This window comes from Cytophaga sp. FL35 (genome assembly GCF_014349235.1).
GTDB lineage: Bacteria > Bacteroidota > Bacteroidia > Flavobacteriales > Flavobacteriaceae > Euzebyella.
In genome coordinates, this window is record NZ_JACSOH010000033.1 from 29,241 (window position 1) to 43,769 (window position 14,529).

At 40.9% G+C, this 14,529-nt stretch carries 14 protein-coding genes and 1 pseudogene; 7 read left to right on the top strand and 8 right to left on the bottom strand.

Going from position 1 to position 14,529, the window contains the following annotated elements; all coding sequences use genetic code 11:
* The first annotated feature begins 4 nt into the window (after window positions 1-4).
* The gene (locus tag BIZ36_RS18735; protein WP_187459402.1) at window positions 5-511 is read left to right on the top strand and encodes a (2Fe-2S)-binding protein; all 507 of its coding nucleotides are present in this window, start codon (window positions 5-7) and stop codon (window positions 509-511) included.
* Window positions 498-2,663, top strand: a complete 2,166-nt coding sequence (locus tag BIZ36_RS18740; RefSeq protein WP_187459403.1) for a xanthine dehydrogenase family protein molybdopterin-binding subunit — start codon at window positions 498-500, stop codon at window positions 2,661-2,663. The genes BIZ36_RS18735 and BIZ36_RS18740 overlap by 14 nt, the downstream gene beginning before the upstream one ends.
* Window positions 2,664-2,665: 2 nt before the next feature.
* On the opposite strand, the gene BIZ36_RS18745 is transcribed toward BIZ36_RS18740, so the two are convergent.
* From BIZ36_RS18745 to BIZ36_RS18775, 7 genes are all read right to left on the bottom strand, one after another.
* Entirely contained in the window at window positions 2,666-3,661 is a 996-nt protein-coding gene (locus BIZ36_RS18745; protein WP_187459404.1) for a phosphotriesterase family protein, read from the bottom strand.
* Window positions 3,662-3,668: 7 nt separating this feature from the next.
* A complete protein-coding gene (locus tag BIZ36_RS18750) occupies window positions 3,669-4,457 on the bottom strand; it encodes a DUF3050 domain-containing protein (RefSeq protein ID WP_187459405.1) in 789 nt (262 codons plus the stop codon).
* 226 nt (window positions 4,458-4,683) lie between these two features.
* Window positions 4,684-4,986, bottom strand: a complete 303-nt coding sequence (locus BIZ36_RS18755; RefSeq protein WP_187459406.1) for a CBU_0592 family membrane protein — start codon at window positions 4,984-4,986, stop codon at window positions 4,684-4,686.
* A 6-nt stretch (window positions 4,987-4,992) separates the two neighbouring features.
* Window positions 4,993-5,481 carry a MarR family winged helix-turn-helix transcriptional regulator gene (locus BIZ36_RS18760; protein ID WP_187459407.1) on the bottom strand — a complete coding sequence of 163 codons (489 nt, stop codon included), beginning with the start codon at window positions 5,479-5,481 and terminating at the stop codon, window positions 4,993-4,995.
* A gap of 116 nt (window positions 5,482-5,597) precedes the next feature.
* Window positions 5,598-7,079: a BCCT family transporter gene (locus BIZ36_RS18765; protein WP_187459408.1), complete on the bottom strand. Its 1,482-nt coding sequence runs from the start codon at window positions 7,077-7,079 to the stop codon at window positions 5,598-5,600.
* A 9-nt stretch (window positions 7,080-7,088) separates the two neighbouring features.
* A complete protein-coding gene (locus tag BIZ36_RS18770) occupies window positions 7,089-8,516 on the bottom strand; it encodes an SDR family oxidoreductase (protein WP_187459409.1) in 1,428 nt (475 codons plus the stop codon).
* A gap of 17 nt (window positions 8,517-8,533) precedes the next feature.
* Window positions 8,534-8,959: a hypothetical protein gene (locus BIZ36_RS18775; RefSeq protein WP_187459410.1), complete on the bottom strand. Its 426-nt coding sequence runs from the start codon at window positions 8,957-8,959 to the stop codon at window positions 8,534-8,536.
* Between the two features lie 174 nt (window positions 8,960-9,133).
* On the opposite strand from BIZ36_RS18775, the gene argS reads away from it, so the two are divergent.
* Window positions 9,134-10,918: an arginine--tRNA ligase gene (gene argS / locus BIZ36_RS18780; RefSeq protein WP_187459411.1), complete on the top strand. Its 1,785-nt coding sequence runs from the start codon at window positions 9,134-9,136 to the stop codon at window positions 10,916-10,918.
* Between the two features lie 6 nt (window positions 10,919-10,924).
* Here the strand turns inward: argS and BIZ36_RS18785 are convergent, their stop codons facing one another.
* On the bottom strand, window positions 10,925-11,605 hold the full coding sequence (locus tag BIZ36_RS18785) for a haloacid dehalogenase type II (protein WP_187459412.1): 681 nt from the start codon (window positions 11,603-11,605) through the stop codon (window positions 10,925-10,927).
* Between the two features lie 183 nt (window positions 11,606-11,788).
* Between BIZ36_RS18785 and BIZ36_RS18790 the strand changes: the two genes are divergently transcribed.
* The 4 genes and pseudogenes from BIZ36_RS18790 to BIZ36_RS18810 all read left to right on the top strand — a co-directional run bounded on the left by BIZ36_RS18790 (window position 11,789) and on the right by BIZ36_RS18810 (window position 14,032).
* Window positions 11,789-12,178, top strand: coding sequence for a biotin/lipoyl-containing protein (locus tag BIZ36_RS18790; RefSeq protein ID WP_187459413.1), 390 nt, complete (start codon window positions 11,789-11,791; stop codon window positions 12,176-12,178).
* Between the two features lie 264 nt (window positions 12,179-12,442).
* The gene (locus BIZ36_RS18795) at window positions 12,443-13,012 is read left to right on the top strand and encodes a DapH/DapD/GlmU-related protein (RefSeq protein WP_187459414.1); all 570 of its coding nucleotides are present in this window, start codon (window positions 12,443-12,445) and stop codon (window positions 13,010-13,012) included.
* A 98-nt stretch (window positions 13,013-13,110) separates the two neighbouring features.
* A pseudogene (locus BIZ36_RS21200) lies at window positions 13,111-13,476 on the top strand (cyclophilin-like fold protein).
* Between the two features lie 385 nt (window positions 13,477-13,861).
* Window positions 13,862-14,032, top strand: a complete 171-nt coding sequence (locus tag BIZ36_RS18810; RefSeq protein ID WP_187459416.1) for a glycine zipper domain-containing protein — start codon at window positions 13,862-13,864, stop codon at window positions 14,030-14,032.
* Window positions 14,033-14,529 lie beyond the last annotated feature (497 nt).

Here is a 14,529-nt window from a genome sequence, read left to right on the forward strand (position 1 = left end):
AAATATGAAAATAGCGCTTCAAGTAAATGGGGAGCATCACTCCCTCGAAATAGCCGATGAAAATACCCCGTTATTGTGGGTCGTCAGGGATTTACTGAATTTAAAGGGAACCAAATTTGGTTGTGGAAAAGCGGCTTGCGGGGCATGTACGCTCCATGTAGATGGGGAGGCAGTAAGGTCTTGTTCCTATGCCGTAAAATTTGCGGACGGAAAGAAAGTAACTACTATTGAAGGTTTGGGAAACGAGGAAGCACCTCATCCTGTACAACAAGCTTGGTTGGAGCACGTAGTACCTCAATGCGGTTACTGTCAGCCAGGATTTATGATGGCCACTGCCGCCTTAATTTCAAAGAATCCAAAACCTACGGATGAGGATATCGATAAAAATATCATTAATATATGCCGATGCGCTACCTACTATCGTATGCGAAAAGCCATTCACCGCGCTGCTGAACTGGAACGTCAGCGATTGAGCCTTACCCCTAAAAACATCGAAAATGGCGAAGAATAAGATATCTAGAAGAAAGTTTTTGGTGCGTGGTGGTTTGGGAACGATTGGAGTGCTTGCCGTGGGGACCTACCTTTTTAGAAACCCCATAAGAAGGCAAATAGCTGGGGCATTGAATACGGCCGACACACCGTACTTGGGCGATACGTCTACGCCGGTCATTTGGTTTGAAATAACCGAAGAAAATATAGTGATTCTCCACAGCCCGAAAGTAGAAATGGGTCAAGGAACTTTTACCGGTTTGGCGCAAATGGCCGCCGAAGAACTGGAAATTGACATGAGTCAAATTGAAGTGGTTCATGCGCAATCCATTTCTGGAAATGTTGACAGTTTTGCTACGGGGGGAAGTACCTCTATTTCGGCACTTTGGGTTCCGCTACGGGAATTGGCCGCAACCATGCGTGAAATGCTGTTGCAAAAAGCTGCTGAGAAAATGGAAGTAGAAAAGAGTACCCTAACCATTTCCCAGGGAAAAGTTTATTCCGGCAGCACCGAGATGAGCTATGCCCAAATAGCGGAAGGTGTTGTAGAGTGGGAAGTACCCGATACTCCAAAGCTAAAACCTGTTTCGCAGATGAAATGGGTGGGGAAGCCAGTACCAAGGGTCGATTTGGCGGACAAAGTTTTTGGAGCACCTATTTTTGGAATGGATGCCACATTGCCAAATATGCTGTATGGTTCCGTGGTTCGCTCTTCAAAAATTGGGGCGGTCTATAAAGATGCCGATATTTCAAAGGCTGAAAATATGCCGGGAGTGGTCAAAATTGTAAAGGAAGATGATTTTGTGGGCGTAGTTGCCCAATCATTTACCGAAGCGGAAAATGCCAAAAACGCTATTGAAGTGACTTGGGAAACTACTAAAAATTGGCAAACTCAAGATATACGTTCCATGCTCGAAGTGGGCAAGGGAACGCCCTTTGTGATTCAAAAAGCGGGGGATGTTGATGATTTTTTAGCGGATGATTCGACAGTTGAATCCTCATACTGGAGCCCGATTGGGGCACATGCGCAGATAGAGCCCAATGGTGCTTTGGCCCACGTGGAGAAAGATAAGGCAACCATTTATATGTCTACCCAAGTGGTGAAAATTTCCAGGGATGAGATAGCTAATCGTTTGGGGTTGGCTAAAGACCAAGTGAATTTGGTACCCACCTTTTTGGGAGGTGGATTCGGAAGGCGACTACATACCCCTAATGGGATTCAAGCGGCGGTTTTGAGCAAAGCAGTGGGTAGACCTGTAAAATGCTTTTTCTCAAGAAAGGAAGAATTTCAGAATGATACCTTTAGGCCACCTACCCATCACGTGTTAAAAGCCAAGTTGGATAATGATGGCGGTATTGAAACTTTTGAACATAATGTGTCCAGTGGCGATGTCGCTTTCGGTTCACCTATGGTTCCGGGTATTGCTGAGCCTATTTTGGGTGCCGATTTGGGTGCTTGGCGTGGAGGAATGGTACAGTATGGAGCCATTCCTAATTATCAGGCCATTTCATGGAGGGTTCAACTGCCCTTTGCTACCAGTTGGTGGCGCAGTTTGGGATTGTTGGCCAATACCTTTGCCATTGAAAGTTTTATGGATGAGTTGGCGGTCAAAGCCAAAAAAAATCCAGCGGACTTCCGGCTGGCGCATATTCAAAAGGATGATAGGGGAGAGCGCTTAGCCAATGTTATCAAGAAGGTAGTGGAAGTTTCCGGCTATAAAGATGAGTTGGTAAATAATAGGGCCATGGGTTTTGCCGCTTCTACTGATGCCAACACACCATGCGCCCAAGTTGTGGAAGTTTCCATCGAGCACAATGAAATAAAGGTACACAAAGTTACTTGTGCTATGGATCCAGGGTTGGTGGTAAATCTCGATCAAGTAAAAGCGCAATGTGAGGGCGCCATCATCATGGGAATAAGCGCTTCATTGTTCGAAAAAATGGAAGTTGAAGATGGTGCATTGACACCTACTATTTACGGGCCTTATCAAATGGCCATGATGAAACATTCACCCAAGGAAATTGATATAATTCTATTACAAGGAGCAGATGCTCCCGGGGCAGTTGGGGAACCACCATTAGGACCTATTGGGGCGGCCATCGCCAACGCGGTGTTTAGACTAACCGGGCAACGTATTAGAAGAATGCCACTGCAGGATCATCTACAAGTTTAAGTCTATTTTTTGATAGAAGGCAGAAAAGCCTTTCTAGGGTTGTCAATGAGTAATTGGTCTATTTCGCTTTTATTAAATCCACGGGACTTTAGAGCGGGAATTAAGTGAAGCGGTATTGCATCAAACTTCCGGATGGCACCTCCTGCGGGAAATCCGTTTCCATCGTGGGATAGCAGTACTTTATGCAGTACATCGTGCTCCTTAAATTTTAAAAGTCTTAGGACATATGCTTCCACGTTATCAGATTTTACTCCGTCCAATGATATCCAAGTCCCTTTTTCTGCCATTTCCAATAAAATTGTGTCATCGGTTACTTTATTGGCATGAACCCAGATCCACGCATTGGGTGATACTCCTTTTTCATTGAGTAGTTTGAGGGTCAAATGGGCCGCTTGAATATTTTCTCCCGTATGAATGGCAAGGGTGAGCCCTGTTTTTAGATGGGTAAGAATTCCTGCTTCTACCAGTTTTTGATCAATTTCTGAGGGAACTCCGGAATCAAAGGCCAGTTTAATAAATCCTGGGTGAATGGACGTTCCTTCAATACCATCAAAGAACTCTTTTGTCCAGATTTCGGCAAGCTCTGCAGGGCTTAGTCGGTAGGCGAATTTTGGAATGTACCGGTCATTTGCACCTCCATAAAATCCAGTATTGGTGATAATATGAACTCCTGAGGCATTTGATATTTTTTCAAGGAGGTCTATCCGTCTGCCAAAATAGGCCGTAGTACAATCAAAGATAGAATGGATTCCCATTTCTTTTAATCCCTTTAAATAGGGAACTACCTGTTCCATTAATCGGCTTTCATTGTAATAGGAAGTGGAATCGGCCCGTTTTCCGAAATTGGAAATGATATGTTCGTGCGTCAATGAAACGCCCAAGGATTTCGCATGTATGAATCCTTTTACAGTGGCAATGGAATCATTTTGGGCATGGGAAATATTGAAAAATAGCGTACTAAGTATTAGAAATCCTCCATACGCTATTTTACTTTTCATGTCCTTATTAATTGGTGAGTTGTTTTTTGGTTAACTCAATTTCGGATGCAATTTCATCCCAGAGTTTTATTCTAACTTTTAAGGCATGTTTAGCTGCATCCAAAGCTTCTAGCCAATTAAGCTCACTATTGCCACAAAGCTCTTTGATCATTTCCAATGATAAAGGTCCGTGCTCATCACCATCTACTTCAATATGTCTTTCTAGGTAGTAGGTTAATTTTGGATAGTTAGGTTTTTGTTCCTTGGAGGACTGTTCAATTATTTCCAAGAACATATCCGGAATTAAATCCTCCCTGCCAAAAGTAAAGGCAGAAGCTATTTTATGCACTTTGTTTTCCTTGATGGTTTGAAAAGTGAACAATAAAAACTCCTTTTCGGCGGGTTGTAAATCGGCCTTGTTAATATCCTCCTCAATAGTATCAAGCCCCTTTAGGGAATTTACGAAAGAAAGAACCTTACTGGTATCGGCATTCACCTCTTCCATGGCATCCAAGTACATTTCAAAGTGACTTTTGGGAGTGCCTTTTTCGTTAACATCGGTTTCCTCACCCCAGACAATTTCATTGATAAAGCGGGCCGTTGTGGTATTTTTTGCTGGTTTCCAAGGTACTTGAACACAAGTAAGATGATTTTGAAGCGCTTTTAAAAGCGACATAAAATCCCAAACAGGATAGACATGTTTTTGCATGAACAAACGTACATCATCCATTTCGGCCAACAGGCCATAAACGCGGTGGTTAGTGAGTTCATCTCTTAGCGGTTGGATTTCTTTTTCAAGGGGGGCAATTCCAATCATAAAATTCTTTTTCAAAAGTGTTCGCTTCAAAGGTACTTTAATAGTTGGCACCTTGACATTGTTTCGTTTAAAGAGCGGATTTATCAGGCAAAAATAAGCATTGTCGGTATTCTAGGCTAGTTTAGAAAATTTCAAAGACTATAAAAGAATAAGCAATTCTTATGAAGAAAAAAAGAAGTCATTTATCCTAAGAATAGGGATATTTTTTTCTAATAAACGTGTGTATTTAACTCACTGAGTTTCTCATATTCTTACTTCTTTTCCTTTTGCGAAACTCCGTGCTTTCCATATGTTTTCTAGTCCGGTAGATAGAAATGACGGCAATGCACGTCCAGATGATATTGGTTACGAAGGAAGGCATAGCGTTGTAATACAGACAGTTGATGGCAATTAGGAAGCCGCCCAATAAATTTAGGTAACTGCAAAGTTTTGAAAAGTCTTTGGTCTTGTTGAGGGTGAGAGCATAGGAGACCAGTACCATAATAGAACCGGACCAGCCAAAAACATCTAAGAAATATTTTAGTTCCATAGACAATTAATTTTTCTCGTTCAGTTTTTGAACGATTCTTTCCTTAAAATCAGAGGAGATCATGTGTTGTTCTACAATCCGTAATTCTTCTAGAAGTTTGGTGTTGTGGTCCATCATATCTTCTAGGGCTTCCGTAGCCGCTTCCCAATAATAATGTAGTTGCGGTAACTTTTCAATAGCTTTTTCAGATAAGCTCAAAAGATGCTTCCTACTGTCGTTTGGGTCTTGCTCCGAAATGAGATAACCGTTCCTTTTCATCTTTTTTATCAGTTTGATGACCCCAGGGTGGCTTATTTGAAGAAAATCGGCAATTTCGGTAACGGCCAATTTCCCTTCTTTTTCCAACAAAACAAAAATCATGTGCCAGTTGGGTTCAATGTCAATATTGTACTCCTGGTAAAACTGCCTTGTTTGGGTAACGAACAAGTCATTTAAGCGCTTGAGCCTAGCTGTTAGTCCGGGATACCCCATTTCGTATAGAAAGTCGTTACTCATGTTGTTTATGTTACTAGTTACGCAAATATAAAACAAAAAAGAGTAACTGGTTACATAAATAATTAAATTTTGATTATTTGAATCTATTTTTCATGTAGGAAGATGTTTTTCGCTATTTATTTTTGAGCAGTTTTAAGTCCGTACAGAAATATACCGGCCATTACCACCATAAAAAGGGCGAAAGGTAGCGAGGTGATAATCAATAACTTTTGTACTGCAGTGAGCACATCTATTTCCGGCTTAACGTTACCTAGCAGTAAGAGGGCGATCGTAGATAACAAAATAAAAACCGACCATACTAATCTGTGCTTTTTCTTGGGGTTCTTCTTGCCATTGTCCGTAAACATGCTCAATACAAATACGGCAGAATCTACGGAAGTCACTAAAAAGCCAATGAGGAGTAGAATGGTCATAAAGTTGAGTGCTGTTGCCATGGGGTAATTCTCCAAAAAAACGAAGAGCGACGAAAAAACGTTGCTGAATTCCCCCGTGTAGCTTCCCCAAGATTCGATGACTTGAAAAGCCGATGTTCCAAAAACGGAAAACCAAAAGAAGGTGCCGAAAGAGGGTAAGATAAGTACGCCCAATAACAACTGACGGAGAGTTCGTCCTTTGGAAATTCGGGCAATGAAAATACCGGTGAAGGGTGCCCATGCTAACCAAAACGCCCAATAATAGAACGTCCAATCGGTTAAAAATGCTATTCCCGGATTGTAATTGCCAATGGCAAGGCTCATCGGCACAAAATCGATTACATACTGTGCGCTTGCTTTAAAAAAGGAAGAAATGATTTCCCACATATCGCTGGTGACAAAGACAAAGAACATCAGCAAAAGCGTGCCTATAATATTCACTTTGGAGATGATTTTAATACCCTTGTTCAAGCCCTGCCATGCGGAGAGAAAGGCAATGGCCGATACCAACATGGTAAGTGTCAATACCGATGTCAAACCCCAATCGGTCTTTAAAATATGGTTGAGTCCGCCATTGATTTGAGTAGTTCCCAGGCCAATAGCGGCAATAAGCCCGAAAACTGTGGTGATGATGGTCATTACATCAATTCCCATTCTAGCTGTGGAGTAGGGTGTGACATCTTCAATGGCCGCGCTCACGCGCACTTTTTTCTTTTGGGCAAACAGGGCATAGCCAATGACCATGGCAAAGAGACCGTAAAAGGCCCATGCGGTAAAACCCCATTGGTAGAAGGTGAATTCCAGGGCGAGAATTTCAGGTGACAAAGCTGAAGTGTAAGGCGGATTTTGCTGCATAAAAACAGGTTCCTGTACGGCCCTTAAAAGAATTCCGGCGCCCATTCCGGCGCTATACAACATGGCCGTCCATGCCCAAAGGCTATGTTCTGGCTTTGCATTTTTTTTACCCAGTTTTATCTTTCCCCAAGGGGAAAAGGCAATTCCTAATAATAACAAAACGCAGCCTAGGCCCAAATACAGATAAAAATAACCAAAGTAGTTGCGTACCCAAATAGAAGCCACTTCAATAACTTCATAAGCGGCCTCGGTAAAAAGAAAAACCCAAAGAATAAATACCAAAAGAATACCGATGGAGGTGGTAAGTAATGGGTTTTTAAGTAGTTTCATTAAGGAGTTTTACACTTTTGAATTGGCAATATTGCGAATCATGCCACCAAAGATAAAGTAATGAAAAGGAAGCAAACTGTACCAATAAAGCCTGCCTCTAAGACCCCTAGGTCTAAAAGTCGCGGTCTGGTAGAGAATGCTGTTTTCAATTTTAAATTCCAACCATGCCTCACCCGGCAGTTTCATTTCGGCAAAAAGCAACAATCTTTTGTCTTCCTTATCGGCCAAAAGCACCCGCCAAAAATCGAGGGAGTCTCCCGCAAATAGCTTATCTGGGTGGGTTCTTCCCCTACGAAGTCCAACACCACCGAAAAATTTATCCAGTAGGCCCCTAATTTTCCATAACCAATTTCCGTAGTACCATCCCGTTTCCCCACCAATCTTCCAAACATTTTCCAAAACCCTATCTGCGTCCTTGATCTTTAGTTTTTGCTTATCCGTAAGAACACCGTATTGCGGAACTTGAATGTATTTTTCCAGGCCTTTTTTAAACCTGCCACTGACCATACTGTCTTTCCAGCTGCTGATCACCAGATTTTGTTCAATTTTTTTGAAGGCCAAGTCTATCGCTTGTTTGTAGGTATGTGGTTTTATTTGCAACAATTCTTGCAAGCGTTGGTCTTTGGCAATGACCTCAATTTTCATGCTGTCCACCAAATTCATGGCCAGTTTATAAGAAGTGGAAGTGACAAAATAGAGCCAATAACTCGATAATTTTGGGGTCATTACGGGAACGGTATAAATGTAATTTTTGAATCCCCTAACTTCCGCATATTGCTCGAGCATATCTTTATAGCTAAGTACGTCCGGGCCAGCAATATCAAAAGAATCGTTATAAGTTGCCTCATTGCCCAAAACACCGGTCAAGAAAGCAATAATATCACGAATGGCAATAGGTTGCGTTTTGGTTAGTACCCACTTGGGTGTAATCATCACGGGCAATTTTTCACAAAGGTCCCTTATAATTTCAAAGCTGGAGCTACCGCTGCCCACAATAATGCCCGCGCGAAGTACCGTTAGGGCAAACGGACCTTTATATAATATGTTCTCTACGTTTTTTCGGGATTGCAGATGTTTGGAGAGTTTATCCTCGTTAACGATTCCACTTAAATAAACCACCTGCTTCACTTGGGTCTGGGACATATATTTATTGAAATTTCTGGCCGTTTTGGCTTCCATTTCACTAAAATCTCCAGTAGAGGCACTCATGGAGTGGATAAGAAAGTAGGCCACCTCAATATCATTGGGAATTTTTTTGGGCTCTACTTCCTTGAGAAAATCTACTTCCAAGACCTCTATCTCAGCGCGCATTTCTTCCGTAATGGAAAAACGGGCCTCATCGCGAACGGTGCAGACCACCTCATGACCGTCTTCCAGCAGTTGCGGAAGCAGTCTCATACCTATATAGCCGTTGGCGCCCGTAAGCAGTATTTTCATGGTCTCTGTTCTGTTGGTTATAGGTCTTCTATACTGGTAGGTGCATTGTCCGCCTTATGGTTCAAGAGTTTGGTGAAAAATTTTTGAACGGCCTTGGTGTCCGCCATTACCTTCAAAAAGTGCTGGTCTCGGTAGATGGAATAAATACCCAAATCTCCCTTGTAAATGGTGAGTTTGTAATAGGGAATGACCAATGCGTAGGTTTCCAACAGCGACCGAAAGCGAACGATGATGCCTTTGGGCCTCATTTCTACATTGCACTGGTCGCGATTATTGTCCAGAATCAGCAGGTTTCTAATACCCAAACTGGCCTCGGTAATGAACAAACGGGGAGAACCAATGCCACCCAGTGCCCAACGTTCTTTTAAGGTGAAGGGCTTGCCCACTTCAGTGTCAATTTTTCGGGTGAGTTCTTTGTTGCTATAAGAAACGTTAACCAACATTTTAGCGAAATTTTGGTGCCAATTTTTGGGAGCGAAGCGTACTTGGCGAATGTTCCTTCAAATTTAATCAAAACTTACGGCAAGTACTTGGCTGTTTTGCCGTTATTACGCGCTCATCCCATCAAAAAAAGTGTAAAAAATGATTAGTTTTGCAGCCTTAATCAAGAGGAAGCCATGGGAATTGAATCCATTTTAGAGGTAAAGGTAAAAGAAGCGGTCGCTCAGTTGTTCAAGGTAGAACTTCCGCAGGTAGAGTTTCAGCCTACCCGAAAAGACTTTGAAGGTGATGTAACGGTGGTGGTTTTTCCCATGTTGCGCTATGTAAAAGGGAATCCTGCCAAAATTGGGGAGGAAATAGGTCAATTTCTTACGGCGAACGTACCTGCCGTAACCGGATTTAATGTAATCAAGGGTTTTTTGAACCTGGTGATCAGCGATGGTTTTTACCTCGATTTTTTCAATTCCATCAAAACAACTGCTACCTATGGTCACGTAGCCGAAAAGGCAGACGATGCGGTAATGGTAGAATATTCTTCGCCCAATACCAACAAGCCTTTGCATTTGGGGCATGTGCGCAATAATTTGTTGGGCTATTCGGTTTCCGAAATTCTAAAGGCCGCCGGAAAAAAGGTGTACAAGACACAAATTATCAACGATAGGGGCATTCACATTTGTAAGAGTATGCTCGCCTGGAAGCGTTTTGGAAATGGCGAAACGCCTGAAAGCACCGGTTTAAAAGGCGATAAGCTGGTTGGGAATTATTATGTGGCTTTTGACAAGGCCTATAAAGATGAGGTTGCTCAATTGGTGGCCGAAGGAACCGACCCAAAACAGGCAGAAAAAGAAGCGCCCATTCTGTTGGAGGCCCAAGAGATGCTTCAGAAATGGGAGGCCGGAGATGAGGAAACGGTGTCCCTTTGGAAAACCATGAACGGCTGGGTGTATGAAGGTTTTGCCGAAACGTATAAAAATATGGGGGTTGATTTCGATACCCTGTATTACGAAAGCGATACCTATCTTTTAGGAAAAGATGTGGTGGCGCAAGGTCTGGAAAAGGGCGTTTTCTTCAAGAAAGAAGATGGCAGTGTGTGGATTGACCTGACGGAAAACGGACTCGATGAAAAAATAGTGTTGCGTTCCGATGGTACCGCCGTTTACATGACCCAAGATATTGGTACTGCCATACAACGGGTAAAGGATTATCCTGATGTAGGCGGAATGGTCTATACCGTGGGAAATGAACAGGATTACCACTTTAAGGTGCTTTTCTTGATTTTGCAGAAGTTGGGCTATTCATGGTCCAATAACCTACACCATTTGAGCTACGGAATGGTGGATTTGCCCAGCGGAAAAATGAAGAGTAGGGAAGGTACCGTGGTAGATGCCGATGACCTGATGCAGGAGATGTCACAAACCGCAGCCAATATATCGGCGGAGTTGGGCAAGTTGGAAGACTATGATGAAGACCAAAAAGAAGAACTGTACCAAATGATCGGTTTAGGCGCGCTTAAGTACTATATTTTAAAGGTAGACCCTAAGAAACGCATTCTTTTTAATCCTGAAGAATCGGTAGATTTTCAGGGAAATACAGGTCCGTTTATTCAATATACCTATGCCCGGATCCAGTCCATTTTACGCAAGGCGGAAGAAACCGGCGTTTTAAAGGATAACGATGTTGAGGTAGAAGCCCTACATGCCAAGGAAAAGGAATTGCTCAAGCAGTTGCAGCTGTATCCGGAGACCATTCAATTGGCGGCCGAAAATTACAGTCCCGCTTTGATTGCCAATTACACCTATGATTTGGTGAAGGAGTTCAATTCCTTTTACCAGCAAGTTTCCATTTTGGGTGAAGCCGATGAAAACCGTAAAATCTTTAGGGTACAATTATCCAAAAAAGTTGGCGAGGTGATTGCCTCAGCCTTTAGATTGTTGGGCATTGGCGTACCGGAGCGTATGTAGACCGCTTTAGTATTGTAAAAGTCGGTCAGTTACCTGTTCCAGGTCAGTCGCGACAATTTCGGGAGTAGGTGCTAGCGGATAGAGCTGTTGGCCCGGTCTTTTGATAAAGGCCGCACGCCAACCGGCCCATTGGGCTCCGGCCACGTCCCAACCGTGGGCGGCGATCATCATGCTTTCGTTGAGGTTCACTTTCATCTGTTGGGAGGCATACTGGTAGGCTTCTTGAAAAGGTTTGAACTTTTTTGCGCCCTCCACACTTAAAATAGTATCAAAATAGGGGGTAAGCCCCGCATATTCAAATTGTTGAGTGACGCCTTCTTGAGAGCCGTTGGTAAAGGCCGCTAAGGTAAAGTTGGCATCTTTAAGGCGCTCCAAGGAGCGTTTTACCTCTGGGTGCGCCGGTAATTTGCGAAGTGCCGATAGTACGGTTTCCCTTGCTTTTTCTTCGGATAGGGTAATTTGGTTATTAGCGGCCACCATTTGCAAAGTGGCGGCACCAATTTGCCCAAAGGGCCGGTATTGCCCACTAGCGGAAGTGACCAGGCTGTATTGGAGCATGGTGGTAAACCAAAGGGACAATAGGTTTTCGTTACCGTCTAGGACATCGGCAATTTTACTTTTCATTGCAGTAAGGTCTAGAAGGGTTTCGTTGACATCAAAAAAAAGTACTTGGGACTTTACGGGCATAGTTTGTTTATTAGGTGTGAATTCAAAATTAGAAAAGGGTGGTTATACTTGGGTGTGGTATGGCTTTTAAAAGTAGAACATATCCTGTTTTATGCCTTATTTTAAGTATCTTTCGGTAGGTTAACATAAAAATTTAGACGTGCGACTTCGCATAGCCCTGCGTTGTAGCTAATTTGACCAAAAATGATAAAATCGCTAATTCGCAAACTATTTCTTAACAATGAAAAACGGAATGAGATTATAAAAGACCTGAAAAGCAACCCGAATTTCAGAACTAAAGAAGAAATTGAAAAACACGGAACGGACTCAATCAAATCAGATTTTAAGTTAGAAAAAGGAGAAGTTCAATCAGTTTGTTTGCCTGAATTGGGAAATCAAAAAGGATTTACTTTGACAAAATGGTATGTTAAACAGGGAGATATTGTCAAAAAAGGTGACATCGTTTGTGAAATAGAAAATGAAAATATCACAATGGAATTTGAAAGTTTTTATAGAGGGAAAATAATATCCACTTGTAGAATAAATCAAAAACTAACAAGCGGAATAGAAATTTTTAAAATAGAAGGAATATAAAAAAAACTAGCTACAACAATGTATCCTATGAAAAGCGCTAGTCCAGTTCTCTAAAGTTACTATTTAATTTTTTAATTACTCCATAATGTTGTTTTTGGGGTGTTGCATTGTTGACAACCCTATTTAGCTATATACTCCGGTAAGTCTTCACCTTGTATTTTTCTTTTACGTACCTTTCGGTACGACAACAAAAAAAACATTAGACGTGCGACTACACATAGCCCTGGGTTGTGTGTAACCTTGAAAGACAAACCGAGTAAATGAATGAGTAATTCTGAAAAAAATATTTTTGATAGATTAAAAAGTGGCGAATCCGTACCATTTAATGACCCAGACTATTCTCAAATCGGAACTGTTGTTAACGAAACAAAAAAACTGTTTGTTAAGCTCAATAATGAAGGAGACGATAAAGAAATCCGCAAATTATTGAGCCAAATTATTGACCAAAGAATTGATGAAAGCACGACAGTATTTACGCCATTTTTCACCAATTACGGAAAGAATATAAAGCTTGGCAAAAACATATTCATCAACCACGCTTGCTCTTTTTTAGATTTGGGTGGCATAACTATAGATGACAATGTAATGATTGCCCCTAGAGTAAATTTGACTTCCGAGAGTCATCCAATTTCAGCGATTAATAGAAAGACATTAACTGTAGGCCATATTCACAGAAAGCAAAATGCTTGGATTGGTGCAAATGCGACAATTTTTCCAGGTGTTACAATCGGAAAAAATTCAGTTGTAGCTGCAGGTGCTGTTGTCCATCAAGACGTGCCTGATAACACAATTGTCGGAGGCATACCAGCCAAAGTAATCAAGCAAATAGATTAGACGTGAGACTTTTAATAATTATACTAGCAATTTTAAGTTCTATTAATATTTCTTCAAATAGAGGAAATATGGAAAAAACAACTATTGAAGATGAAAAAATGAATACAAACCAATCTACAGAGATTTCTATAATAGTTGGCGACACAAACTATAAAATAACTTTAGCAAACAATGAGCCTGCTAGAGAATTTTTGAAAATGTTACCGTTAACCTTAAAAATGAAAGACCTGAACAGTAATGAAAAGTATTTCAATCTTTCAAAGAACCTATCGACAGAAACCATAGAAGTAAATTCGATTGAATCGGGAGAATTATTGTTATGGTAATCAAATACTATCGTTCTCTTTTACAAAGGTTTTAAAACTTCTTATCGCTACTCGAAAATTGGAAAAATTCAAAACCCAAGTGGTCTTATGAAGGTATTGGGTAAAGGAGATGTTGAAGTGGAATTTAAAAAAAGTTAAATATAAGGCTACACACAACAATGTATCCTATGTAAAGCCTTAGTCCAGTTCTCTAAAGTTATTATTTAAATTTTTAATTACTCCATAATGATGTTTTTGGGGTGTTGCATCGTTGGGAGTCCTTTTTAGCTGTATACTCGGGTAAGTCTTCAGCTTGTATTTTTCTTTTACGTACCTTAAAGGTGTGACAACTAAAAAATCCAAACTCACGACTACACATAGCTATGAGTTAGCTACCAATGTTTAAAGATATACTTATAATCAAGGGATTAGGGTATTATTTGTAACATTTAATAGCAAAAGAGTACTCATCATATAGGTATCTGTAATGACATTACATAATGAACAGAACAGACATCAAAAAAATTTAACTAACAAAATCTATATGAAGAAAAATAATAAACTAGCAGTTGGAATTGCTATCGGGGTTGGAATAGGGATCGCTATTGGAGTTGCTACAGACAATCTAGGAGTATGGCTTAGTGTAGGAATAGCTATTGGAGTCGGAATAGGAACTACCCTTGATAAAAAAGATAAACCAGAAGAAAGTAATTAATCCAAATATCTTCAAAATAAATACGCATAACAAAAAACTGAGTTTACAAGCCAGTTCTATTGGTTCAATTTCGGTAAATAATTCTCGGTTTGTTCATAATGTTCGAGCTAAAGGGGTTAAATGGTTATGCAGTCAATTTATCATCTATAGAGGCTAGCGAAGAAAATTTGTGGATATCAACCGTTACTGGCCCTTCAAAGCAGTTCTGACGGATACGCCCTTTGGTGTGCTCCTTTGTATTTTTTTACGTATCTTTTTGGTACGACAATTAAAAACCCAATCGCACGACAGAACATGGTCCTGTGTTGTAGATTATTTCAAAACAACACTTTGATTATTAGAATTGAGAAAAAATGATAATCAACACTTCTTGACAAACATTTATGCAAACCAAACTCCTTTGTCTATCACTTTATTAAATATTTGATTTACAAATAGTTTTAATGTGCATCCGTGTGCTTCAAAATATTTTCATAATCAAAATAACGTCTTTTTGA

Excerpts from the sequence above, each read along its gene's own strand:
- BIZ36_RS18790 (WP_187459413.1), top strand. The coding sequence starts at position 11,789 with ATGATAAAATCGCTAATTCGCAAACTATTTCTTAACAATGAAAAACGG.
- argS (WP_187459411.1), top strand. The coding sequence starts at position 9,134 with ATGGGAATTGAATCCATTTTAGAGGTAAAGGTAAAAGAAGCGGTCGCT.
- BIZ36_RS18755 (WP_187459406.1), bottom strand. The coding sequence starts at position 4,986 with ATGGAACTAAAATATTTCTTAGATGTTTTTGGCTGGTCCGGTTCTATT.
- BIZ36_RS18760 (WP_187459407.1), bottom strand. The coding sequence starts at position 5,481 with ATGAGTAACGACTTTCTATACGAAATGGGGTATCCCGGACTAACAGCT.
- BIZ36_RS18770 (WP_187459409.1), bottom strand. The coding sequence starts at position 8,516 with ATGAAAATACTGCTTACGGGCGCCAACGGCTATATAGGTATGAGACTG.
- BIZ36_RS18745 (WP_187459404.1), bottom strand. The coding sequence starts at position 3,661 with ATGAAAAGTAAAATAGCGTATGGAGGATTTCTAATACTTAGTACGCTA.
- BIZ36_RS18775 (WP_187459410.1), bottom strand. The coding sequence starts at position 8,959 with ATGTTGGTTAACGTTTCTTATAGCAACAAAGAACTCACCCGAAAAATT.
- BIZ36_RS18740 (WP_187459403.1), top strand. The coding sequence starts at position 498 with ATGGCGAAGAATAAGATATCTAGAAGAAAGTTTTTGGTGCGTGGTGGT.
- BIZ36_RS18735 (WP_187459402.1), top strand. The coding sequence starts at position 5 with ATGAAAATAGCGCTTCAAGTAAATGGGGAGCATCACTCCCTCGAAATA.
- BIZ36_RS18795 (WP_187459414.1), top strand. The coding sequence starts at position 12,443 with ATGAGTAATTCTGAAAAAAATATTTTTGATAGATTAAAAAGTGGCGAA.
- BIZ36_RS18750 (WP_187459405.1), bottom strand. The coding sequence starts at position 4,457 with ATGATTGGAATTGCCCCCCTTGAAAAAGAAATCCAACCGCTAAGAGAT.
- BIZ36_RS18785 (WP_187459412.1), bottom strand. The coding sequence starts at position 11,605 with ATGCCCGTAAAGTCCCAAGTACTTTTTTTTGATGTCAACGAAACCCTT.
- BIZ36_RS18765 (WP_187459408.1), bottom strand. The coding sequence starts at position 7,079 with ATGAAACTACTTAAAAACCCATTACTTACCACCTCCATCGGTATTCTT.
- BIZ36_RS18810 (WP_187459416.1), top strand. The coding sequence starts at position 13,862 with ATGAAGAAAAATAATAAACTAGCAGTTGGAATTGCTATCGGGGTTGGA.